The sequence below is a fragment of the Paenibacillus sp. BR2-3 genome, from assembly GCF_046529485.1.
In the GTDB taxonomy this organism is placed as follows: Bacteria; Bacillota; Bacilli; order Paenibacillales; family Paenibacillaceae; genus Paenibacillus_AQ.
Genome location: NZ_CP126311.1, coordinates 4,414,619 through 4,430,046 on the forward strand (window position 1 = coordinate 4,414,619; position 15,428 = coordinate 4,430,046).

A 15,428-nucleotide genomic window follows, 5' to 3' on the forward strand; every position below is an offset into this window, starting at 1 on the left:
TTTTTCGAGCGCCTACTCCCCGAATCACTCCGAGAAAATAAACATCCGAAAAGATATTGAAAAGAGCGATTGCTCATTTTGAAACATCTGACGAGAATTTACATTCTCATTTTTTTGGATTTTACTTTCGTAAAACCCCACTCACTCGTTGTTCAGTTTTCAAAGATCAAGTTCTCTTTTTAACTCTTCACCGCGTCTCAGCGGCGACCTTTATAATATATCATAGCATATCATTGTTTGGCAAGTGTTTTTTTGAAAAAAGTTTCTTTCAAATACTTTTGCCTGCTAACTCCTTATAAGCAAAGCAAAAGGAGCGCGAGATATAATTTATCACAGGCGCTCCCTTTTAGTCAACTTATTTTTATCAATTAATTTCAGCTGTTATAAGGACCTGCTAATTGTTGTGATCCGGCTTAATGCTTAAACTGCGAAGAACGCCCGCCCCACGCATATTTTGATAGCTCCTTCTGTGGAGCGAAACGTGCATACATCCGAAATACTGTCTTATACCTGTTGGCAATAGCATGCCTAATATTTTGATCCAAGCGTTGATCGCTCAAGTCAAGCAGCATTTCATCAAGTTCTTTTCGCAAAACATAGTCCAGTTCTTTACACTCTTTCTCATTGAATAACATCCCCAACATATGCCTGGCCTCCTTCTTGAATTTAAGCCGCAACGACTACTACATACACTAGATTAACCGGAGTGTTGAAAGTATAACCATAATTATAATTTTTTACCTATGCATTCCTTTTTAAATACGACCTTACTGTTATGCTCATTTCCCATAAATTTTATGTTAAGAGCGAGAATGTTATTGTACTTTCAATAATTGCCGCTATAAAGAGCAGGATTACAATCCAAATTGAAGCTGTTAAGGTTTGGCGCATAAATATAGACCAGTCTGCTCCCCTCTCTTCTCGTCTTGTTGAAGGTCTGAATAGACTCAAGGCTACTCTACCTCCAAAATGCAATCCGAAAGCACAGGCAATGATGATTGCCGGAATTTCGATAATCCCGTGCGGAAGCAATCCTTTAACAATTAAATCGAACAAATCCTGCCCGTTAATTGCCGATATGTGGACCAGATAACCGATTACCGCTCCGTTGATCAGTAGAAATAAGGCAGGCAGAATTCCGAACATGGCGCCAAGAAATATGATAAGCACACCTTTAATGCTGTTGTTCAAAAAAATAAATACAAAGAAGCTCCACATAGGATTCGAGGAATCCTGTAAAGTATCACTGATTTCACTGAGTCCCTCCAGTTGTTGAAGCAGCAGCTTTTCAAGACTTGCAGTCCCTATCCAGCCGATGATCACACCTGCAACAAACAATATACACGCTAACAGCAATGCTTTTCGAATAGTCTTTAAATCCTTGATAAAAGTAATGAACGAAAACATATATACCTCCTGAATTTTAGATCTGAATTGTACAAAGTCATAACCGGGCAGTACGAGCATACATTTAGAACAAACAAGCATTTCGTATGGGAGAGGAGCGCTGTAACTTATGAATTCTTTTTATGTATTTAGCGGCAAGAAGATAAAACGGTTCCTTTTTATTTGCGCCGCTGCGCTTCTTGCCGCCGGAGTTATCTATGTCGAGAGGGGTAACATAACTGTCTTTTCGGAAGCCGCCCCTTCTGCGATCTACAGTGTGCCGACGGAGAAGAAGCTGATTGCTCTGACGTTTGATATTAGCTGGGGGGACAAACGTGCTGAACCGATACTAAAAGTACTGGAAGATAAAAAAGTGGATAAAGCCACCTTCTTCCTGTCCTCCCCCTGGAGCAAGACTCATCCTGAGATTGTCACAAGCATTAAAGCCTCCGGATATGAGATTGGAAGTCACGGCCACAAGCATGTCAATTACAGCACGCTCAGCAATGAGGAAATTCGCAGCCAGATTACAACCGCTCATAGTGTTTTAACTGATTTAACCGGCAAGGAACCGAACTTGATTCGTTTACCTAACGGCGATTTTGACAAAAGAGTGCTGCAGATCGCATCCGATCTGGGGTACAAGGTTATTCAGTGGGATACCGATTCGCTGGACTGGAAGAACATTGGGGTTCAAAATATCGTAAACCGCGTTATTTCCAAAGCCCACCCGGGAGATATTGTGCTGCTGCATGCCAGTGATTCCTGCAAACAAACTCACGAAGCTCTTCCACTTATCATTGATGAACTCAGAAAACAGGGATATGAATTCGTAACCGTCTCCGAGTTGATTAGCCAAAGCAGTGCAGAAGGAAAAGAGGTCCGTGACTCTGCATGGTTAAATAACAGTCTGGAGGATGCTGCGGGATTATAAAAACTTTGTCCAATGTATTAATGGCGTGGTGATATGAGCTCCGAGATGTTTGGTGTCGGCGTATTCAGCTTCGGATAACTTAGATCAAGCTTTTCCAATGTCTTTACGACGATGGACAGTGCCAGATAGTTGCGGTACCACCTGTGATTAGACGGAATCCAGTACCATGGCGCCTTATCAGCACTGCTGGATTGAAATATATCTTCATATGCCTTTTGGTATTCATCCCAGTATTGCCTTTCCTGCAGATCATTGATATCAAACTTCCAGTGTTTCTTGGGATCGTGCAGACGCTCCTCAATTTTTTCCAGCTGCTTTTCTTTGGATATATGCAAAAAAAGCTTGATGATGGTCGTACCTTCGTCTGCCAGCATCTCTTCAAACTGACGAATCTGACGAAAGCGTCTCTTCGTGTCCTCATCGTTGAGGCTTCCGTGTACGCGAGGAACCAGGACTTCTTCATAATGGGAACGGTTAAAGGCCGAGATATAACCCTTAGGCGGTGTTTTCTGATGAACTCTCCACAGGAAATCATGGGCAGTCTCTTCTAGTGAAGGTTTTTTGAAGCTTGTTACCATAAAACCCTGTGGGTTAATGCCGGAGAAAATATGCTTCACCGTTCCATCCTTGCCGCTGGAATCCATGCCCTGTAGAATGACCAGTACAGCATGCTCCTTTTGAGCGAACAGGATGTCCTGCAGCTCAGCCAGGCGAACTTTAAGCTGCTGCATTTCCTCTTCGGCCTCTTCCCTTGTTCTAAAAGATCCTGTTTCGTCAGCATCCAGCTTCTTCAGAACGGTTTCATCTGTGTCTTTTATCATATAGCGCTGAATGTTCATATATTCCCCTCCCAAAATTTTGCGCTGTTCTTTAAGATTAACCCTGTCTCATGACTTTTAACCGCCTGGCCTCCAAAGAACAACAACCCCGTCTCCTGAATCTAGGAACGGGGTTGTTTCGTGAATCCGCTTTCCTATGTCAATAGCTTAAGAATCCGGTGCAGCATCAAAATCTGGAATGCATTACAAGCGATAAGCGGAACAACAATAAAGAGGGTTGCACTGTCAATCCCGATACGCAGCACGCCGATTATTTCGACAATCGTAACTGCCGTCATAAAGAAAAAGGTTGGTATCCATGCAGAGGCATTTGTATTACGAACTTTGAAATAAGAAACAATCATTGCCGTCAGTAAGATAGCAACTGCCAAAGTCAAATCGGATAAGGTATTTCTATCCCCTCCCACAAATGTGCGGAGGAAAATCAGCTCAAGCAGAGAGAGCACAGCCAGCACCAGTTGTATGTACTGCCAAACTTTTTTCGGAAACACACCGATCCCCATATAATTCAAAATCAGGTAAGCAAAAAAACCAAGCTGGGAATAGACACTGACAAGCAGTCCATAGCCGAATAAAATAAGCGGATAAATGAAAAAATCTGCCACGCTCTTGAATTCTATACGGCCATTGGCGACTTGGAGTGCGAGACCAGCCAAAACGGCTCCCCCCGCTCCGATCAGGAGCGTAGTCCAGAACAAATAAAACCATTTTCTTATACTCAGACAGTTCACCCCCATGTGAGATTTATTTTACCAAGGTTACCGGCAAAAAACCATTCGGGCAAAACATAAATGTTTCTATCCGCGGCATACTACATACAGGAAGCCTACAAAGGAGGTCAACGCCAAATGAAATGGGCGGTATTGTGCGCACGTGGATTGACGTTAAGCTTAGTTTTGGCATTAACGGCCTGCGGAGGCGAGAGCAGTTCTTCATCAGGACAGCCCAGCTACAAGGAAACGAAGACGCTGGTGGTCGATATATTGAAAAGCGATGAAGGAAAAAAAGCGCTCCAGGAAGCATTATCTTCCCCTCCCTCTGGCTCAGAGGAAAGCGGCGGAACAACTATTCTTAGCACGAAAATGCTGCCACTGCAGACCAAAGAAGACATCCGTTTAGCCGTTAAGGATACGATCACTGCTCCGGAGTACCAAAAGGAATTCGAAAAAATAATGACTGATCCGCAGTTTGCCGGAGACTTCGCCAAAGCGATTAATTCACAAAGCAAGCAGCTTCATATGCAATTAATTAAAGATCCCACTTATCGAGAATCCGTCACTGAAATTATGAAGTCGCCTGAAATGATGAAAATGTTTTTAGATCTTACCAAAACAGCTGATTACCGGAAGCAGACCATGACTATTATGCAAGAAACCATGCAAAATCCATTATTTCGTATGGAAGTACTTGATTTACTTAAAACGGTTGTGCAGGAAGAGCTTCGGCCGAAGGTTCAGAAGAAAGACCAAGGAAAGGGTGATAAGGAACAGGGTGGCGGTGGCGGCGGTGATAGCGGCGACTCGGGCTCCTAGTTCTAAAAAAGAGGCCTTGTCCCACTAAAAAGTGCGGATGGCCTCTTTTTTCGTCACAAACAAAGGTAATTACCCCTTACTTCTTCTCACATTTAGAAATTAGCTTGGATGCAATATCAGCAAACCGCTGAGCGGTGGGCGTCTCCGCTTTGTAAACAGATGGTGAGAAGCCCGGCTCAGAGATATGGTTGTCCGGTGCACCAAGCGGTATTTGGGCAAGCAGCTCGGTATGAAGTGTCTCTGCCAGTTTCGCTCCACCCCCGCGGCCAAATACATAATCCTTTTGTCCGCAGGCCGAACATTCATAATAGGACATATTCTCGATCACGCCAACAATCTCATGATCCGTCTGGAGAGCCATAGAGCCGGCTCTAGCCGCTACAAATGCTGCGGTGGCGTGTGGAGTAGTAACTATGATCTCCTTGCTCTGAGGCAGCATCTGGTGCACGTCCAGCGCTACATCACCGGTTCCGGGGGGCAGATCAAGCAGCATATAATCCAGTTCACCCCACCCTACATCACTGAAGAATTGACGCAGCATTTTACCCAGCATCGGTCCCCGCCAGATAACCGGACTGTTCTCACGGATGAAGAACCCCATGGACATAACTTTAACCCCAAAGCGTTCCACAGGGATAATCGTCCCCTCTTCAACAATCGGCCCTTCCTCAATCCCCATCATATCAGGTATGCTGAACCCGTATATATCAGCGTCAATCAAGCCTACTTTCTTACCCATTCTTGAGAGGGCCACAGCCAGATTGACGGTTACGGTCGACTTTCCGACTCCTCCCTTCCCACTGGCTACAGCCACAAAATGAACACCTGAATTTTCATTGATCAGCTCATAGGACTCAAGTCCAGCAGCATGCCCCTTTAATTTCTCCTGGCTGCTGCCGGCATCTGATTCTTCCCTCCCGCTCTCTCCTCGAACAAGAAAACGCTCATGATCTGTTGCATCACGCAGGCGGATATGTACATTGCCGGCGCCACCGGCTTCTAGCAGCTCTCTAACCTGCTGTTCCAGCTCAATACGCTTTTGTTCGTCTGTGCTCAGGCAAATAATTGACAACGAGATACGATCTTCCTTGATCATAATATCGCGGATTAACTGTAATTCTACCAGGCTTTTTCCCGATTCCGTATCGGTAATGGGCTGCAGTAATTCCTGAATCTGTTCTCTGGTCAGCATGTCGAAGCACCTCTGTTTCCTGTCCGGCTAGGCAATTCTCCGGATGTTTCTGTCTATTATAGCATTACCTTTCCGGTGAAGAGTAGTCCTTGGAGTTCTCTGCGGGTGCCTCTGATTCATAACGGAGAATACCGCGGTAGATACTGGTAGCCACCTTACGTTGATACACATCATCACCAAGAAGTACCGATTCCTGAGGGTGAGACAGAAATCCCACCTCTACCAGTACCGAGGGCATACGCAGCGCTTGCAGCAGATAAACCGTATTCACTGTCTTCGCAGTACGGTTCGTATTCTCAAGTGTTATTCTGAGCTCCTCCTGCAAAAGGTCCGCCAGGAGCTTATTGTCAGCATGATTCGGATAGTAGAAGGTTTGTGCTCCGCTCCAACGGTTAGATGGAATACTGTTCATATGAATACTAATGAACAAGTCTGCACCCTTTCCTTCGATGTTTCTTACCCGTTGTTTTAGATCTTCTGTTTTTCTCTTGCTATAGCCTTTAGTATTGTTCTGTGCCAAGTCATAATCACCCTCACGGGTCATAACTACAATAGCACCGGCCTGCTGCAGATAATCACGCAAATAAAGTGAAATGGCCAGATTAATATCCTTTTCAATTAAACCTTCACGGCTTACAGCTCCACCATCTGGTCCGCCATGGCCAGCGTCAATAGCTATGATCTTACCGGAGAGCGGCAAGCTCCAGTAATTCCATGTTTTGGCTGTAGGCATATCATACGAAATAATTCCAATCAGGAGGGCTAGCATCGCCACACCCAACACAGCTTTTTTGATACTTCTCCAAGATATCCAAACCGAGACTTTACTGTGCTTACGGCCAGACATAACAAAGACCCCCTCGTCCCGATAGATTCTACTCATCTATATGGGACAAGAGGGTCAAATAGTACCCGTAATATTGGATTATGATGTTACTTCCTGCGACATTCCTTCTATCAGAATTTCCGCAACCTCTGGTCTTGTAAACTCAGGAGGAGGACAAATTCCGTCACGCAGCAAAGCACGTACCTTCGTGCCGGAAAGAGTCATATGATCATCGCTAGGGTGAGGGCATGTTTTGTTCGAAGCCATGTTACCGCATTTTTTGCAAAAGAAGCTGTGCTCGAAAAACAATGGCGTAATATCCAGTTCTTCAGCGGAAAAATTAGAGAAAATCTCTTGCGCTTCATAAGTGCCATAGTAGTCTCCTACGCCGGCGTGATCCCGACCGACAATAAAGTGGGTGCATCCGTAGTTTTTGCGCACCATGGCATGAAAAATAGCTTCTCTAGGCCCAGCATAACGCATCGCCGCCGGAAAGACACCGAGAAACGTACGATTCTCCGGATAATAATTTTCCAAGAGAGCAAGATAGCTCTTCATTCGGACATTTGCAGGAACATCATCCGACTTCGTCTCGCCAACCAGCGGATTTAGGAATAAAGCATCTACAACCTCCATCGCGCACTTCTGGATATACTCATGAGCACGATGAACCGGGTTGCGTGTCTGAAAGCCTACAACGGTTCTCCAGCCCTTGTCAGCGAATATCTGACGTGTATCGAAGGGATCAAAGTAGAATTCACCGAATTTCTCTGGCTGCGGACGATTAAGAACCGTAATTGGACCCCCAACATAGGTTGCAGGCCGTGCTAAAAGCTTGCTGACGCCGGGATGCTCAGGATCAGTGGTTTTGAACACATTCTGTGCCTCGATGTTCTGATCGACACTGTATATGCTCTCAATATCCATCAATCCATAGATAGTGCCATCTTCTTCACCGACCAGGGATACTCGATCACCAATCGACAGTCCTGACACAATATCATCTGCCACCGCTAATGTAACAGGGATACTCCAAACCGTGCCATCAGCCAACCTCATACTTTTGACCACAGAGTGATAGTCCTCTTCATTCAAAAAACCGGTAAGCGGAGAAAAGGCACCTACGCCAATAAGATCCAAATCAGATAGTGTCCATGTGTTAATTGCAATCGCCTTGTTGTTCCGGGATTCAAGCAGCAGTTGTTCCCGCTGTTCTCCTGTTACTACACGCTGTACTAGTGTTCCTCCATGAGGAAGTATTGACGTCATTTCTATTCTCCCCTTCTTGTTGTCAAGGCAAACCAGCCCTTATTTGTGAAGCCCGCACTCCGTTTTCTCAGATCCCGACCAACGGCCTGCACGCGGATCCTCACCAGGCATAACTTCACGGGTACACTGCTCACAGCCGATACTCGGGAAGTTACGATCATGTAGTGGATTGTAAATCACATCGTTCTCACGGATGTAATTCCATACATCCTCTGTTGTCCAATGTGCAATCGGATTAAACTTAACCAATCCAAATTTATAATCATATTCAACCTTCTTGGAGTTAGCACGTGTCGGCGCTTGATCACGGCGTATTCCTGTAATCCAGGCATCATACTGGGATAGAATACGAGTTAAAGGCTCTACCTTACGTATAGCGCAGCATTGGTTAGGATCTATGTTCCATAACGCTTCACCGTGCTGAAGCGCCTGTTCCTGTGTAGTAAGCTTCGGTGATACCCGTACAAATTCCATACCATATTTCTCAGCCATCAAATCTCTGGTTTCATAAGTTTCTTTAAAGTGATAGTCGGTATCCAAATAAAACACATCGGTAGACGGACTTATTTTTTGGAGCATATCAACCAGAACCACATCTTCGGCACCGAAGCTGCAGGCAAATGTTATATTAGGGAAAGTATCAACAGCCCACCGGATTACCTCTTCCGGGGAGGCGTTCTCCAGCTCTTCAGCTTTTACTTTAATTAAATCCTCTTTCTCAAGCAAATTCATTACAATCTTCCTCCATCCTAAAATGTATACGCTTAATTCCAACCAATTATATATGAATTAATATTCAGTATATAGTTTTCGCTGAAGATGTCAATGGGCTATGGGCTATTGTACAGCCAAGTCTCATAATAGACACCAAAAAAAGACTCCTTCTGTATAAGAAAGAGTCTTTCTGAGTACATCTTAACGTTTCGAGAACTGAGGAGCACGACGTGCTGCTTTCAGGCCGTATTTCTTACGTTCCTTCATACGTGGGTCGCGAGTCAGGAAGCCGGCTTTCTTAAGCGAAGGACGGAATTCCGGATCAGCTTTCAAAAGTGCACGGGAAATGCCGTGACGGATTGCTCCGGCTTGGCCAGATATTCCGCCGCCATGAGCGATAACAAGAACATCATAATTTCCTAGCGTTTCAGTCAGTGTCAAAGGTTGTTTGACGATCAGTTTGAGTGTTTCCAAACCGAAATATTCATCCATCTCACGTTTGTTGATGACAATGCGTCCTTCACCCGGTACGAGGCGAACACGTGCTACCGAATGTTTACGACGACCTGTCCCATAGTATTGTACTTGTGCCATGAAACTGTCCTCCCTTATCTTATCCGCGAAGTTCGTAAACTTCTGGTTTTTGTGCTGCGTGTGGATGCTCAGCGCCTGCGTAGACTTTCAATCTCAGCTTCATGTGGTCGCCTTGACGAGTCTTAGGAATCATACCGTGAACAGCAAATTCGATGATGCGTTCAGGTTTGTTTTTGATCAAATCTTCAGCGACAGTAACTTTCAAGCCACCTGGGTGCATCGAGTGACGGTAGTATTTCTTGTTTTGCATTTTCTTGCCTGTCAGGTGAATCTTCTCGGCGTTGATAACAATTACGAAATCTCCTGTATCAACATGTGGAGTAAATTGCGGTTTGTGTTTGCCACGGATCAATGCAGCGGCTTCGCTGGCCAAACGACCGAGTGTTTTGCCCTCGGCATCGATGATGTGCCAATTACGCGCAACTTCGTTCGGCTTCGCCATATAGGTGGTACGCATGAATGTTTCCTCCTTGTTCTCGTACGAAAATCAGCATTTCGTATATCTTGTTTCTCATTGAATTACAATTGTGTAAGTTAAGTAAATGTTTTGTTTGGTGTAGACTTGATCGGGGCTGTGGGATAGCCATCAAGAAAACACAACTTTTATTTTACAGTATAAACATACCAAGTGCAAGCAATTTCTCATATTATACTTTACTTTTTTCAAAAAAAGAAAGAAAATAAAAAACTCACTCCACTGTTACGTCATACTCGACATTCCATAATGCCAGACCTTTAGCAATTGCAGTAGGACCTGCCAATGAACGGTCACACGCTGCTAATATTTTAGCAACATTATCGGCCTGAAATTTGCCTTCTCCAACATGGATCAAAGTACCCATTATTATCCGAACCATATGCTGCAGAAACCCGCTGCCCGTAATGAATGTATGAATAACTCCCTGATCACTTGACCCAGGGCGGCACATACTGCGGTCTACTTCCATATAAGCATCGAAAATGGTACGGATATGCGAAGTCTTCGTAGACCGCCGTGAAGCAAAAGAAGTAAAGTCATGTGTACCTATCACATGTGCCAGTCCCTGCTCCATGGCAGGGAGATTTAATGCTACTGGATGGTGATACTGCCAGCGCCGCTGAAAAGGATCAGGGAACCGATTACCGTTAATCGTATAGCGGTAGGTTTTGCGCTTTGCACACCTGCGGGAATGAAACGAAAGCGGGACCTCACGCGCTTCTGTGACGACGATATCTTGCGGGAGCCTGGTATTCAGCGCCAGACACCAACGCTCTATGGGAATCCGTGAGGAGGTCAGGAAATTAAAGGGCTGTCCGTAAGCATGCACACCTGCGTCCGTCCGGCCTGAAGCTGTTATCTTCAGCCCTTCGCCCGTCAGATGTAATATAGCCTTCTCCAACCGGTCCTGAATGGTATTACCCTGAGGCTGTGTCTGAAAGCCATCATAATTTGTTCCGTCATAATTGACCTTCATGAATAGATTGCGCATGCCGTTCTCCTTCTCAGACCCTCTCCTTCAAAAAAAAGAAGCCCCAGCGGGAGCTCCTTCCATTGAACCAAGGTGATCTCCGCGGTTTACCGCCCGACAGGCCAAGGCCCATACAGTACAGTAGTTCTGATCTTCCCCCCTATCCATTCTCCGAGGAAAATGGGTATAAGGGGTAGAATCGGAAATCAATACTTGTGTTACTTACGCGCGGTCTACCAGTTCAAGATAAACCATAGGCGCAGCGTCACCACGACGAGGCCCAAGCTTCAGGATACGAGTGTATCCACCTGGACGCTCTGTGTAGCGGGGAGCAATTTCAGAGAACAATTTTTGGATTGCATCTTGCTCACCGTCTACAGTCTCGCGACGAACAAATGCAGCTACTTGACGACGAGCATGAAGATCGCCCTTTTTCGCCTTAGTGATCAACTTCTCAGCGATGGAACGAACTTCCTTCGCTTTGGCTTCCGTGGTTTGGATGCGCTCGTATAAGAACAGGTCCGTTACCAAGTCGCGAAACAACGCTTTACGCGCACTGGAATCACGGCCCAACTTTTGGTATGCCATGTTTTTCCCTCCTTCACTCTAGCAATCTTGTGCTATTCTTCAGTCCGAAGTCCTAAACCGAGTTCCTCGAGCTTTTCTTGTACTTCTTCCAAAGATTTGCGGCCCAGGTTACGGACTTTCATCATATCTTCTTCAGTTTTAGTAGTCAGCTCTTGTACGGTATTAATACCGGCACGTTTGAGGCAGTTGTACGAACGGACAGAAAGATCCAGCTCTTCGATTGTCATCTCAAGCACTTTTTCTTTTTTGTCTTCTTCTTTTTCAACCATAATTTCGGCGTCTTTCGCTTCATCCGTAAGTCCTACGAACAATACGAGGTGCTCGTTCAAAATTTTGGCTCCGAGGCTTACAGCCTCTTCCGGTCTGATACTGCCATCTGTCCAAACTTCCAGCGTTAATTTGTCATAGTTGGTTACTTGGCCAACACGTGTGTTGTCTATGACGTAGTTAACGCGTGAAATAGGAGTATAAATGGAGTCAACCGGGATAACACCAATTGGCTGGTCATCGCGCTTGTTACGGTCCGCCTGGACGTAACCACGACCGCGGCCTGCAAAAATGCGCATGTGAAGTCTCGCTCCAGGTCCCAGCGTTGCAATATGAAGATCCGGGTTCAGGATCTCGACGTCGCTGTCCGCACGGATATCACCTGCAGTAACGACGCCTTCTCCTTCAGCATCAATCTCGAACACTTTCTCTTCATCTGAATGAATCTTCAGAGACAGAGCCTTCAAGTTCAAGATGATTTCGGTCACATCTTCCATTACGCCAGGAACGGTCGAGAACTCATGCAGAACGCCGTCAATTTGGACCGAAGTCACTGCGGCTCCTGGAAGGGAGGACAGCAGTATCCGGCGAAGCGAGTTCCCCAGAGTCGTGCCATATCCACGTTCCAGCGGTTCAACTACGAATTTTCCATAGGTTCCTTCATCATTAGCTTCTACGGTCTCAATCTTCGGCTTTTCGATTTCTATCACGAGTGTACCCCTCCTTCAAACGTCGCTCCTATATGAAACAGTCACCCCATCAGGTGGATCATGTAGTATGCCTAAACACCCATTATTAGCAGATAGTGCCGGAATTATACCACACATCACATTGCTGACTTAACTATACGCGGCGACGTTTCGGTGGACGGCATCCATTATGAGGAACCGGAGTTACGTCTTTGATGAGGTTAACTTCGAGGCCTGCGGCTTGAAGTGAACGGATGGCTGCTTCGCGGCCCGCGCCTGGTCCTTTAACCATAACTTCAACAGATTTCATGCCGTGCTCCATAGCTGCTTTTGCTGCTGTTTCAGCAGCCATTTGTGCTGCGAATGGAGTGGATTTACGGGAACCTTTAAATCCTTGGCCGCCGGAGCTAGCCCAGGAAATTGCATTTCCGTGTGGATCCGTAATGGTAACGATAGTGTTGTTGAACGTGGAACGAATATGTGCCACGCCAGATTCGATATTTTTACGGTCGCGGCGTTTGGTACGTACGACTTTTTTCGGTTTAGCCATTGTCTCTTATCCCCCCTTATTATTTCTTCTTGTTTGCTACCGTACGACGCGGGCCCTTCCGGGTACGGGCATTCGTTTTGGTACGTTGACCGCGAACAGGCAATCCACGACGGTGACGAACACCGCGGTAACAGCCGATCTCGATAAGACGTTTAATATTCAAGGAAATTTCACGACGCAAGTCGCCTTCTACCTTGGCTGTTTTGTCGATCGTTTCACGCAGTTTGCTGACTTCATCTTCCGTCAAATCACGGACACGTGTATTAGCGTCAATGCCTGTTTCATTAAGAATTTTCTGGGAAGTCGTTTTACCGATTCCGAAAATATAAGTCAAGGCGATCTCAACGCGTTTGTCACGTGGTAAGTCCACTCCAGCTATACGAGCCATTTTACGCTACACCCCCTTCTTTAACCTTGTTTTTGTTTATGCTTTGGATTTTCGCAAATTACCATAACAGTCCCTTTGCGGCGGATGACTTTGCATTTCTCGCAAATGGGCTTTACAGAAGGTCTTACCTTCATGTTAATTACCTCCTAAAAGTTTTACGTCAGTAAAACTGGCTTCGAAAGCATACGCGTAGTTTTGCTAAGCAAAACTTCTTCGTAGTTCCCATCTATTTACGGTAAGTTATACGACCTTTAGATAAATCATAAGGCGATAACTGTACGACCACTTTGTCTCCGGTCAAAATACGGATAAAGTGCATCCGCAACTTTCCGGATACATGGGCAAGAATTTGATGGCCGTTTTCCAGTTCAACCTTAAACGTCGCATTCGGCAACGGTTCAATGACGGTACCTTCTACTTCAATGACATCTTCTTTAGCCACAGTTAGTCTCCTTTCTCACCAGCGCTTTAATCGGCGGATTTCAAAAAATTCAAAACTGCATAGCGCAGCTTTCCATTTGTAACCCGGCCGCTTTCCTCCAAACTGTTCACAACCTCACTGCTGACGATAGGCGAAAGCTCCAGATGAAGAATATTCTTCTTCTTCGGCCCGTCAAACTTACGTTTGTCCCCGTCCGCAATATACACAAACCTGCTGTCTACTACATTGATAACAACGGCAATCTCTCCGGCATCCTTGCCCTTGAGGATTTTCACCAATTGACCAACCTGCGGGCTGCTCTGAGCATTCAACAAAGATCACCTACGCATTCAGTTTCGTGAAAATTTCCATGCCGTCCGGCGTAACTGCAACCGTATGCTCGAAGTGAGCACACAGTGAGCCATCAACCGTAACGACCGTCCAGTTATCTTCCAGCGTTCTGACATAACGTTTACCTGCGTTCACCATCGGCTCAATCGCGAGCACCATACCCGCCTTCAGCCGGGGGCCGCGGTCCTTTATGCCATAGTTCGGAATTTGCGGTTCTTCATGCAGTTCTGCCCCAATGCCATGACCGACATACTCGCGTACGACCGAGAAACCAGCCTCTTCAATATACGTTTGGATAGCATGGGAGATTGTAAACAAGCGCACTTCCGGTTTAACTAACGCCAGTCCTGCGTACAGTGAGCCTTCCGTAACGTCCAGCAAACGCTGGGCTTCTTCGGAAATACTACCCACCCCATAGGTCCAAGCGGAATCACCGTGATAACCACGGTACTCAGCACCGATATCAAGCGAGATAATGTCGCCTTCAACCAGCTTGCGTTTACCCGGAAATCCATGCACTAATTGTTCGTTGACTGAAGCGCAAATGCTGGCAGGAAAACCGTTGTAGCCTTTGAAAGATGGCACAGCACCTTGACTGCGAATGTATTGATCGGCGATGCTGTCGAGCTCCCCGGTCGTAATCCCAGGTTCAATGGCCTGTGCAATGAGACGGTGACTCTCGGCAACAATTCGACCAGCTTCCCTCATAAAGGCAAGTTCCTGTTCGGATTTACAAATGATCATTACACTAACCTCGCAGTAAAGATACAATTTCAGAAGAAACGACATTAATTTCGTTTTCCCCGTTAATTTGACGCAAAAGACCCTTATCCTCATAAAACGTAAGCAGCGGCGCAGTCTTGTTGTCATACTCATCGAGGCGCTTGCCTACACTTTGTTCATTATCGTCCGGACGTTGATACAATTCACCGCCGTCAATATCGCAAATGCCATCTTGCTTCGGCGGATTAAAAATCAAATGGTAGGATGCACCGCAAACCGTGCAGATACGACGTCCAGTTAGACGTGCCATCAGCAAGCCCCGGTCCACATTCAAGTTGATTACATGATCCAAAGAAGTGTTTAAACGGGCTAAAAGTTCATTCAGCGCTTCCGCTTGCGAAAGAGTTCTTGGAAAGCCGTCCAATAAAAAACCTTTTTCGCAATCGGACTGCTGCAGCCGCTCTTCCACGATTCCAATGGTCACATCATCTGGTACAAGCAAGCCTTGATCAATGAAGGATTTGGCCTTCAGTCCAACCGGAGTACCCTGCTTAATCGCTAAGCGAAAAGCATCTCCTGTCGAAATGTGAGGAATTCCAAATTCCTTCACGATCTCTGCTGCTTGTGTTCCCTTGCCTGCCCCAGGAGGGCCCATGAATAAAATGTTCACGATTTCTCTCTCCCCCCAAAGTTCGCCACCAAGCAAGAAACAGCACA

General features: G+C 45.9%; 22 protein-coding genes. 2 read left to right on the top strand and 20 right to left on the bottom strand.

The annotated features are described in order from the left end of the window. Positions 1–413 precede the first annotated feature (413 nt). Both PaeBR_RS21295 and PaeBR_RS21300 read right to left on the bottom strand, forming a co-directional pair. Positions 414–644, bottom strand: coding sequence for a hypothetical protein (locus PaeBR_RS21295; RefSeq protein ID WP_025336637.1), 231 nt, complete (start codon positions 642–644; stop codon positions 414–416). Positions 645–795: 151 nt separating this feature from the next. Next, the gene (locus PaeBR_RS21300; protein WP_410512458.1) at positions 796–1,407 is read right to left on the bottom strand and encodes a stage II sporulation protein M; all 612 of its coding nucleotides are present in this window, start codon (positions 1,405–1,407) and stop codon (positions 796–798) included. Between the two features lie 109 nt (positions 1,408–1,516). Here PaeBR_RS21300 and pdaB point away from each other — a divergent pair, with 109 nt between their 5' ends. Then, entirely contained in the window at positions 1,517–2,320 is an 804-nt protein-coding gene (gene pdaB / locus PaeBR_RS21305; RefSeq protein WP_410512459.1) for a polysaccharide deacetylase family sporulation protein PdaB, read from the top strand. A 17-nt stretch (positions 2,321–2,337) separates the two neighbouring features. On the opposite strand, the gene PaeBR_RS21310 is transcribed toward pdaB, so the two are convergent. After that, positions 2,338–3,159 carry a PPK2 family polyphosphate kinase gene (locus PaeBR_RS21310; RefSeq protein WP_410512460.1) on the bottom strand — a complete coding sequence of 274 codons (822 nt, stop codon included), beginning with the start codon at positions 3,157–3,159 and terminating at the stop codon, positions 2,338–2,340. A 134-nt stretch (positions 3,160–3,293) separates the two neighbouring features. Further along, positions 3,294–3,881 (bottom strand): KinB-signaling pathway activation protein, encoded by a 588-nt coding sequence (locus PaeBR_RS21315; protein WP_410515266.1) that lies wholly within the window; start codon positions 3,879–3,881, stop codon positions 3,294–3,296. A 126-nt stretch (positions 3,882–4,007) separates the two neighbouring features. Between PaeBR_RS21315 and gerD the strand changes: the two genes are divergently transcribed. After that, positions 4,008–4,691, top strand: a complete 684-nt coding sequence (gene gerD, locus PaeBR_RS21320) for a spore germination lipoprotein GerD (protein WP_410512461.1) — start codon at positions 4,008–4,010, stop codon at positions 4,689–4,691. 76 nt (positions 4,692–4,767) lie between these two features. Here the strand turns inward: gerD and PaeBR_RS21325 are convergent, their stop codons facing one another. The 16 genes from PaeBR_RS21325 to PaeBR_RS21400 form a co-directional block, all read right to left on the bottom strand. After that, entirely contained in the window at positions 4,768–5,883 is a 1,116-nt protein-coding gene (locus tag PaeBR_RS21325) for a P-loop NTPase (protein WP_410512462.1), read from the bottom strand. Positions 5,884–5,947: 64 nt separating this feature from the next. Next, positions 5,948–6,730 (bottom strand): N-acetylmuramoyl-L-alanine amidase CwlD, encoded by a 783-nt coding sequence (gene cwlD / locus PaeBR_RS21330; RefSeq protein WP_410512463.1) that lies wholly within the window; start codon positions 6,728–6,730, stop codon positions 5,948–5,950. A gap of 78 nt (positions 6,731–6,808) precedes the next feature. Then, on the bottom strand, positions 6,809–7,978 hold the full coding sequence (sat, locus tag PaeBR_RS21335; protein ID WP_410512464.1) for a sulfate adenylyltransferase: 1,170 nt from the start codon (positions 7,976–7,978) through the stop codon (positions 6,809–6,811). Between the two features lie 39 nt (positions 7,979–8,017). Further along, complete coding sequence (locus PaeBR_RS21340; RefSeq protein ID WP_410512465.1) at positions 8,018–8,710, bottom strand: phosphoadenylyl-sulfate reductase; 693 nt, start codon at positions 8,708–8,710, stop codon at positions 8,018–8,020. 183 nt (positions 8,711–8,893) lie between these two features. After that, on the bottom strand, positions 8,894–9,286 hold the full coding sequence (gene rpsI / locus PaeBR_RS21345) for a 30S ribosomal protein S9 (RefSeq protein ID WP_410512466.1): 393 nt from the start codon (positions 9,284–9,286) through the stop codon (positions 8,894–8,896). A gap of 19 nt (positions 9,287–9,305) precedes the next feature. Then, positions 9,306–9,743, bottom strand: a complete 438-nt coding sequence (gene rplM / locus PaeBR_RS21350) for a 50S ribosomal protein L13 (RefSeq protein WP_410512467.1) — start codon at positions 9,741–9,743, stop codon at positions 9,306–9,308. 232 nt (positions 9,744–9,975) lie between these two features. Then, the gene (gene truA, locus PaeBR_RS21355) at positions 9,976–10,755 is read right to left on the bottom strand and encodes a tRNA pseudouridine(38-40) synthase TruA (RefSeq protein ID WP_410512468.1); all 780 of its coding nucleotides are present in this window, start codon (positions 10,753–10,755) and stop codon (positions 9,976–9,978) included. A 201-nt stretch (positions 10,756–10,956) separates the two neighbouring features. Beyond that, entirely contained in the window at positions 10,957–11,322 is a 366-nt protein-coding gene (gene rplQ / locus PaeBR_RS21360) for a 50S ribosomal protein L17 (protein WP_410512469.1), read from the bottom strand. A 32-nt stretch (positions 11,323–11,354) separates the two neighbouring features. Then, the gene (locus PaeBR_RS21365; protein WP_410512470.1) at positions 11,355–12,299 is read right to left on the bottom strand and encodes a DNA-directed RNA polymerase subunit alpha; all 945 of its coding nucleotides are present in this window, start codon (positions 12,297–12,299) and stop codon (positions 11,355–11,357) included. Between the two features lie 133 nt (positions 12,300–12,432). Next, positions 12,433–12,828 (bottom strand): 30S ribosomal protein S11, encoded by a 396-nt coding sequence (rpsK, locus tag PaeBR_RS21370; RefSeq protein ID WP_020427052.1) that lies wholly within the window; start codon positions 12,826–12,828, stop codon positions 12,433–12,435. A 19-nt stretch (positions 12,829–12,847) separates the two neighbouring features. Then, complete coding sequence (rpsM, locus tag PaeBR_RS21375; protein ID WP_307591276.1) at positions 12,848–13,216, bottom strand: 30S ribosomal protein S13; 369 nt, start codon at positions 13,214–13,216, stop codon at positions 12,848–12,850. A gap of 20 nt (positions 13,217–13,236) precedes the next feature. Continuing rightward, positions 13,237–13,350 carry a 50S ribosomal protein L36 gene (gene rpmJ / locus PaeBR_RS21380; RefSeq protein WP_003322638.1) on the bottom strand — a complete coding sequence of 38 codons (114 nt, stop codon included), beginning with the start codon at positions 13,348–13,350 and terminating at the stop codon, positions 13,237–13,239. A 92-nt stretch (positions 13,351–13,442) separates the two neighbouring features. Further along, positions 13,443–13,658, bottom strand: coding sequence for a translation initiation factor IF-1 (gene infA / locus PaeBR_RS21385; protein ID WP_018753971.1), 216 nt, complete (start codon positions 13,656–13,658; stop codon positions 13,443–13,445). Between the two features lie 26 nt (positions 13,659–13,684). Then, the gene (locus tag PaeBR_RS21390) at positions 13,685–13,969 is read right to left on the bottom strand and encodes a KOW motif-containing protein (protein ID WP_410512471.1); all 285 of its coding nucleotides are present in this window, start codon (positions 13,967–13,969) and stop codon (positions 13,685–13,687) included. Between the two features lie 10 nt (positions 13,970–13,979). Further along, positions 13,980–14,732: a type I methionyl aminopeptidase gene (gene map / locus PaeBR_RS21395; protein WP_410512472.1), complete on the bottom strand. Its 753-nt coding sequence runs from the start codon at positions 14,730–14,732 to the stop codon at positions 13,980–13,982. 4 nt (positions 14,733–14,736) lie between these two features. After that, positions 14,737–15,381 carry an adenylate kinase gene (locus tag PaeBR_RS21400; protein ID WP_410512473.1) on the bottom strand — a complete coding sequence of 215 codons (645 nt, stop codon included), beginning with the start codon at positions 15,379–15,381 and terminating at the stop codon, positions 14,737–14,739. Positions 15,382–15,428: the final 47 nt, after the last annotated feature.

Excerpts from the sequence above, each read along its gene's own strand:
- rpsI (WP_410512466.1), bottom strand. The coding sequence starts at position 9,286 with ATGGCACAAGTACAATACTATGGGACAGGTCGTCGTAAACATTCGGTA.
- truA (WP_410512468.1), bottom strand. The coding sequence starts at position 10,755 with ATGCGCAATCTATTCATGAAGGTCAATTATGACGGAACAAATTATGAT.
- gerD (WP_410512461.1), top strand. The coding sequence starts at position 4,008 with ATGAAATGGGCGGTATTGTGCGCACGTGGATTGACGTTAAGCTTAGTT.
- map (WP_410512472.1), bottom strand. The coding sequence starts at position 14,732 with ATGATCATTTGTAAATCCGAACAGGAACTTGCCTTTATGAGGGAAGCT.
- PaeBR_RS21300 (WP_410512458.1), bottom strand. The coding sequence starts at position 1,407 with ATGTTTTCGTTCATTACTTTTATCAAGGATTTAAAGACTATTCGAAAA.
- rplM (WP_410512467.1), bottom strand. The coding sequence starts at position 9,743 with ATGCGTACCACCTATATGGCGAAGCCGAACGAAGTTGCGCGTAATTGG.
- PaeBR_RS21340 (WP_410512465.1), bottom strand. The coding sequence starts at position 8,710 with ATGAATTTGCTTGAGAAAGAGGATTTAATTAAAGTAAAAGCTGAAGAG.
- rpmJ (WP_003322638.1), bottom strand. The coding sequence starts at position 13,350 with ATGAAGGTAAGACCTTCTGTAAAGCCCATTTGCGAGAAATGCAAAGTC.
- rpsK (WP_020427052.1), bottom strand. The coding sequence starts at position 12,828 with ATGGCTAAACCGAAAAAAGTCGTACGTACCAAACGCCGCGACCGTAAA.
- pdaB (WP_410512459.1), top strand. The coding sequence starts at position 1,517 with ATGAATTCTTTTTATGTATTTAGCGGCAAGAAGATAAAACGGTTCCTT.
- PaeBR_RS21310 (WP_410512460.1), bottom strand. The coding sequence starts at position 3,159 with ATGAACATTCAGCGCTATATGATAAAAGACACAGATGAAACCGTTCTG.
- cwlD (WP_410512463.1), bottom strand. The coding sequence starts at position 6,730 with ATGTCTGGCCGTAAGCACAGTAAAGTCTCGGTTTGGATATCTTGGAGA.
- sat (WP_410512464.1), bottom strand. The coding sequence starts at position 7,978 with ATGACGTCAATACTTCCTCATGGAGGAACACTAGTACAGCGTGTAGTA.
- PaeBR_RS21295 (WP_025336637.1), bottom strand. The coding sequence starts at position 644 with ATGTTGGGGATGTTATTCAATGAGAAAGAGTGTAAAGAACTGGACTAT.
- PaeBR_RS21325 (WP_410512462.1), bottom strand. The coding sequence starts at position 5,883 with ATGCTGACCAGAGAACAGATTCAGGAATTACTGCAGCCCATTACCGAT.
- rplQ (WP_410512469.1), bottom strand. The coding sequence starts at position 11,322 with ATGGCATACCAAAAGTTGGGCCGTGATTCCAGTGCGCGTAAAGCGTTG.
- rpsM (WP_307591276.1), bottom strand. The coding sequence starts at position 13,216 with ATGGCTCGTATAGCTGGAGTGGACTTACCACGTGACAAACGCGTTGAG.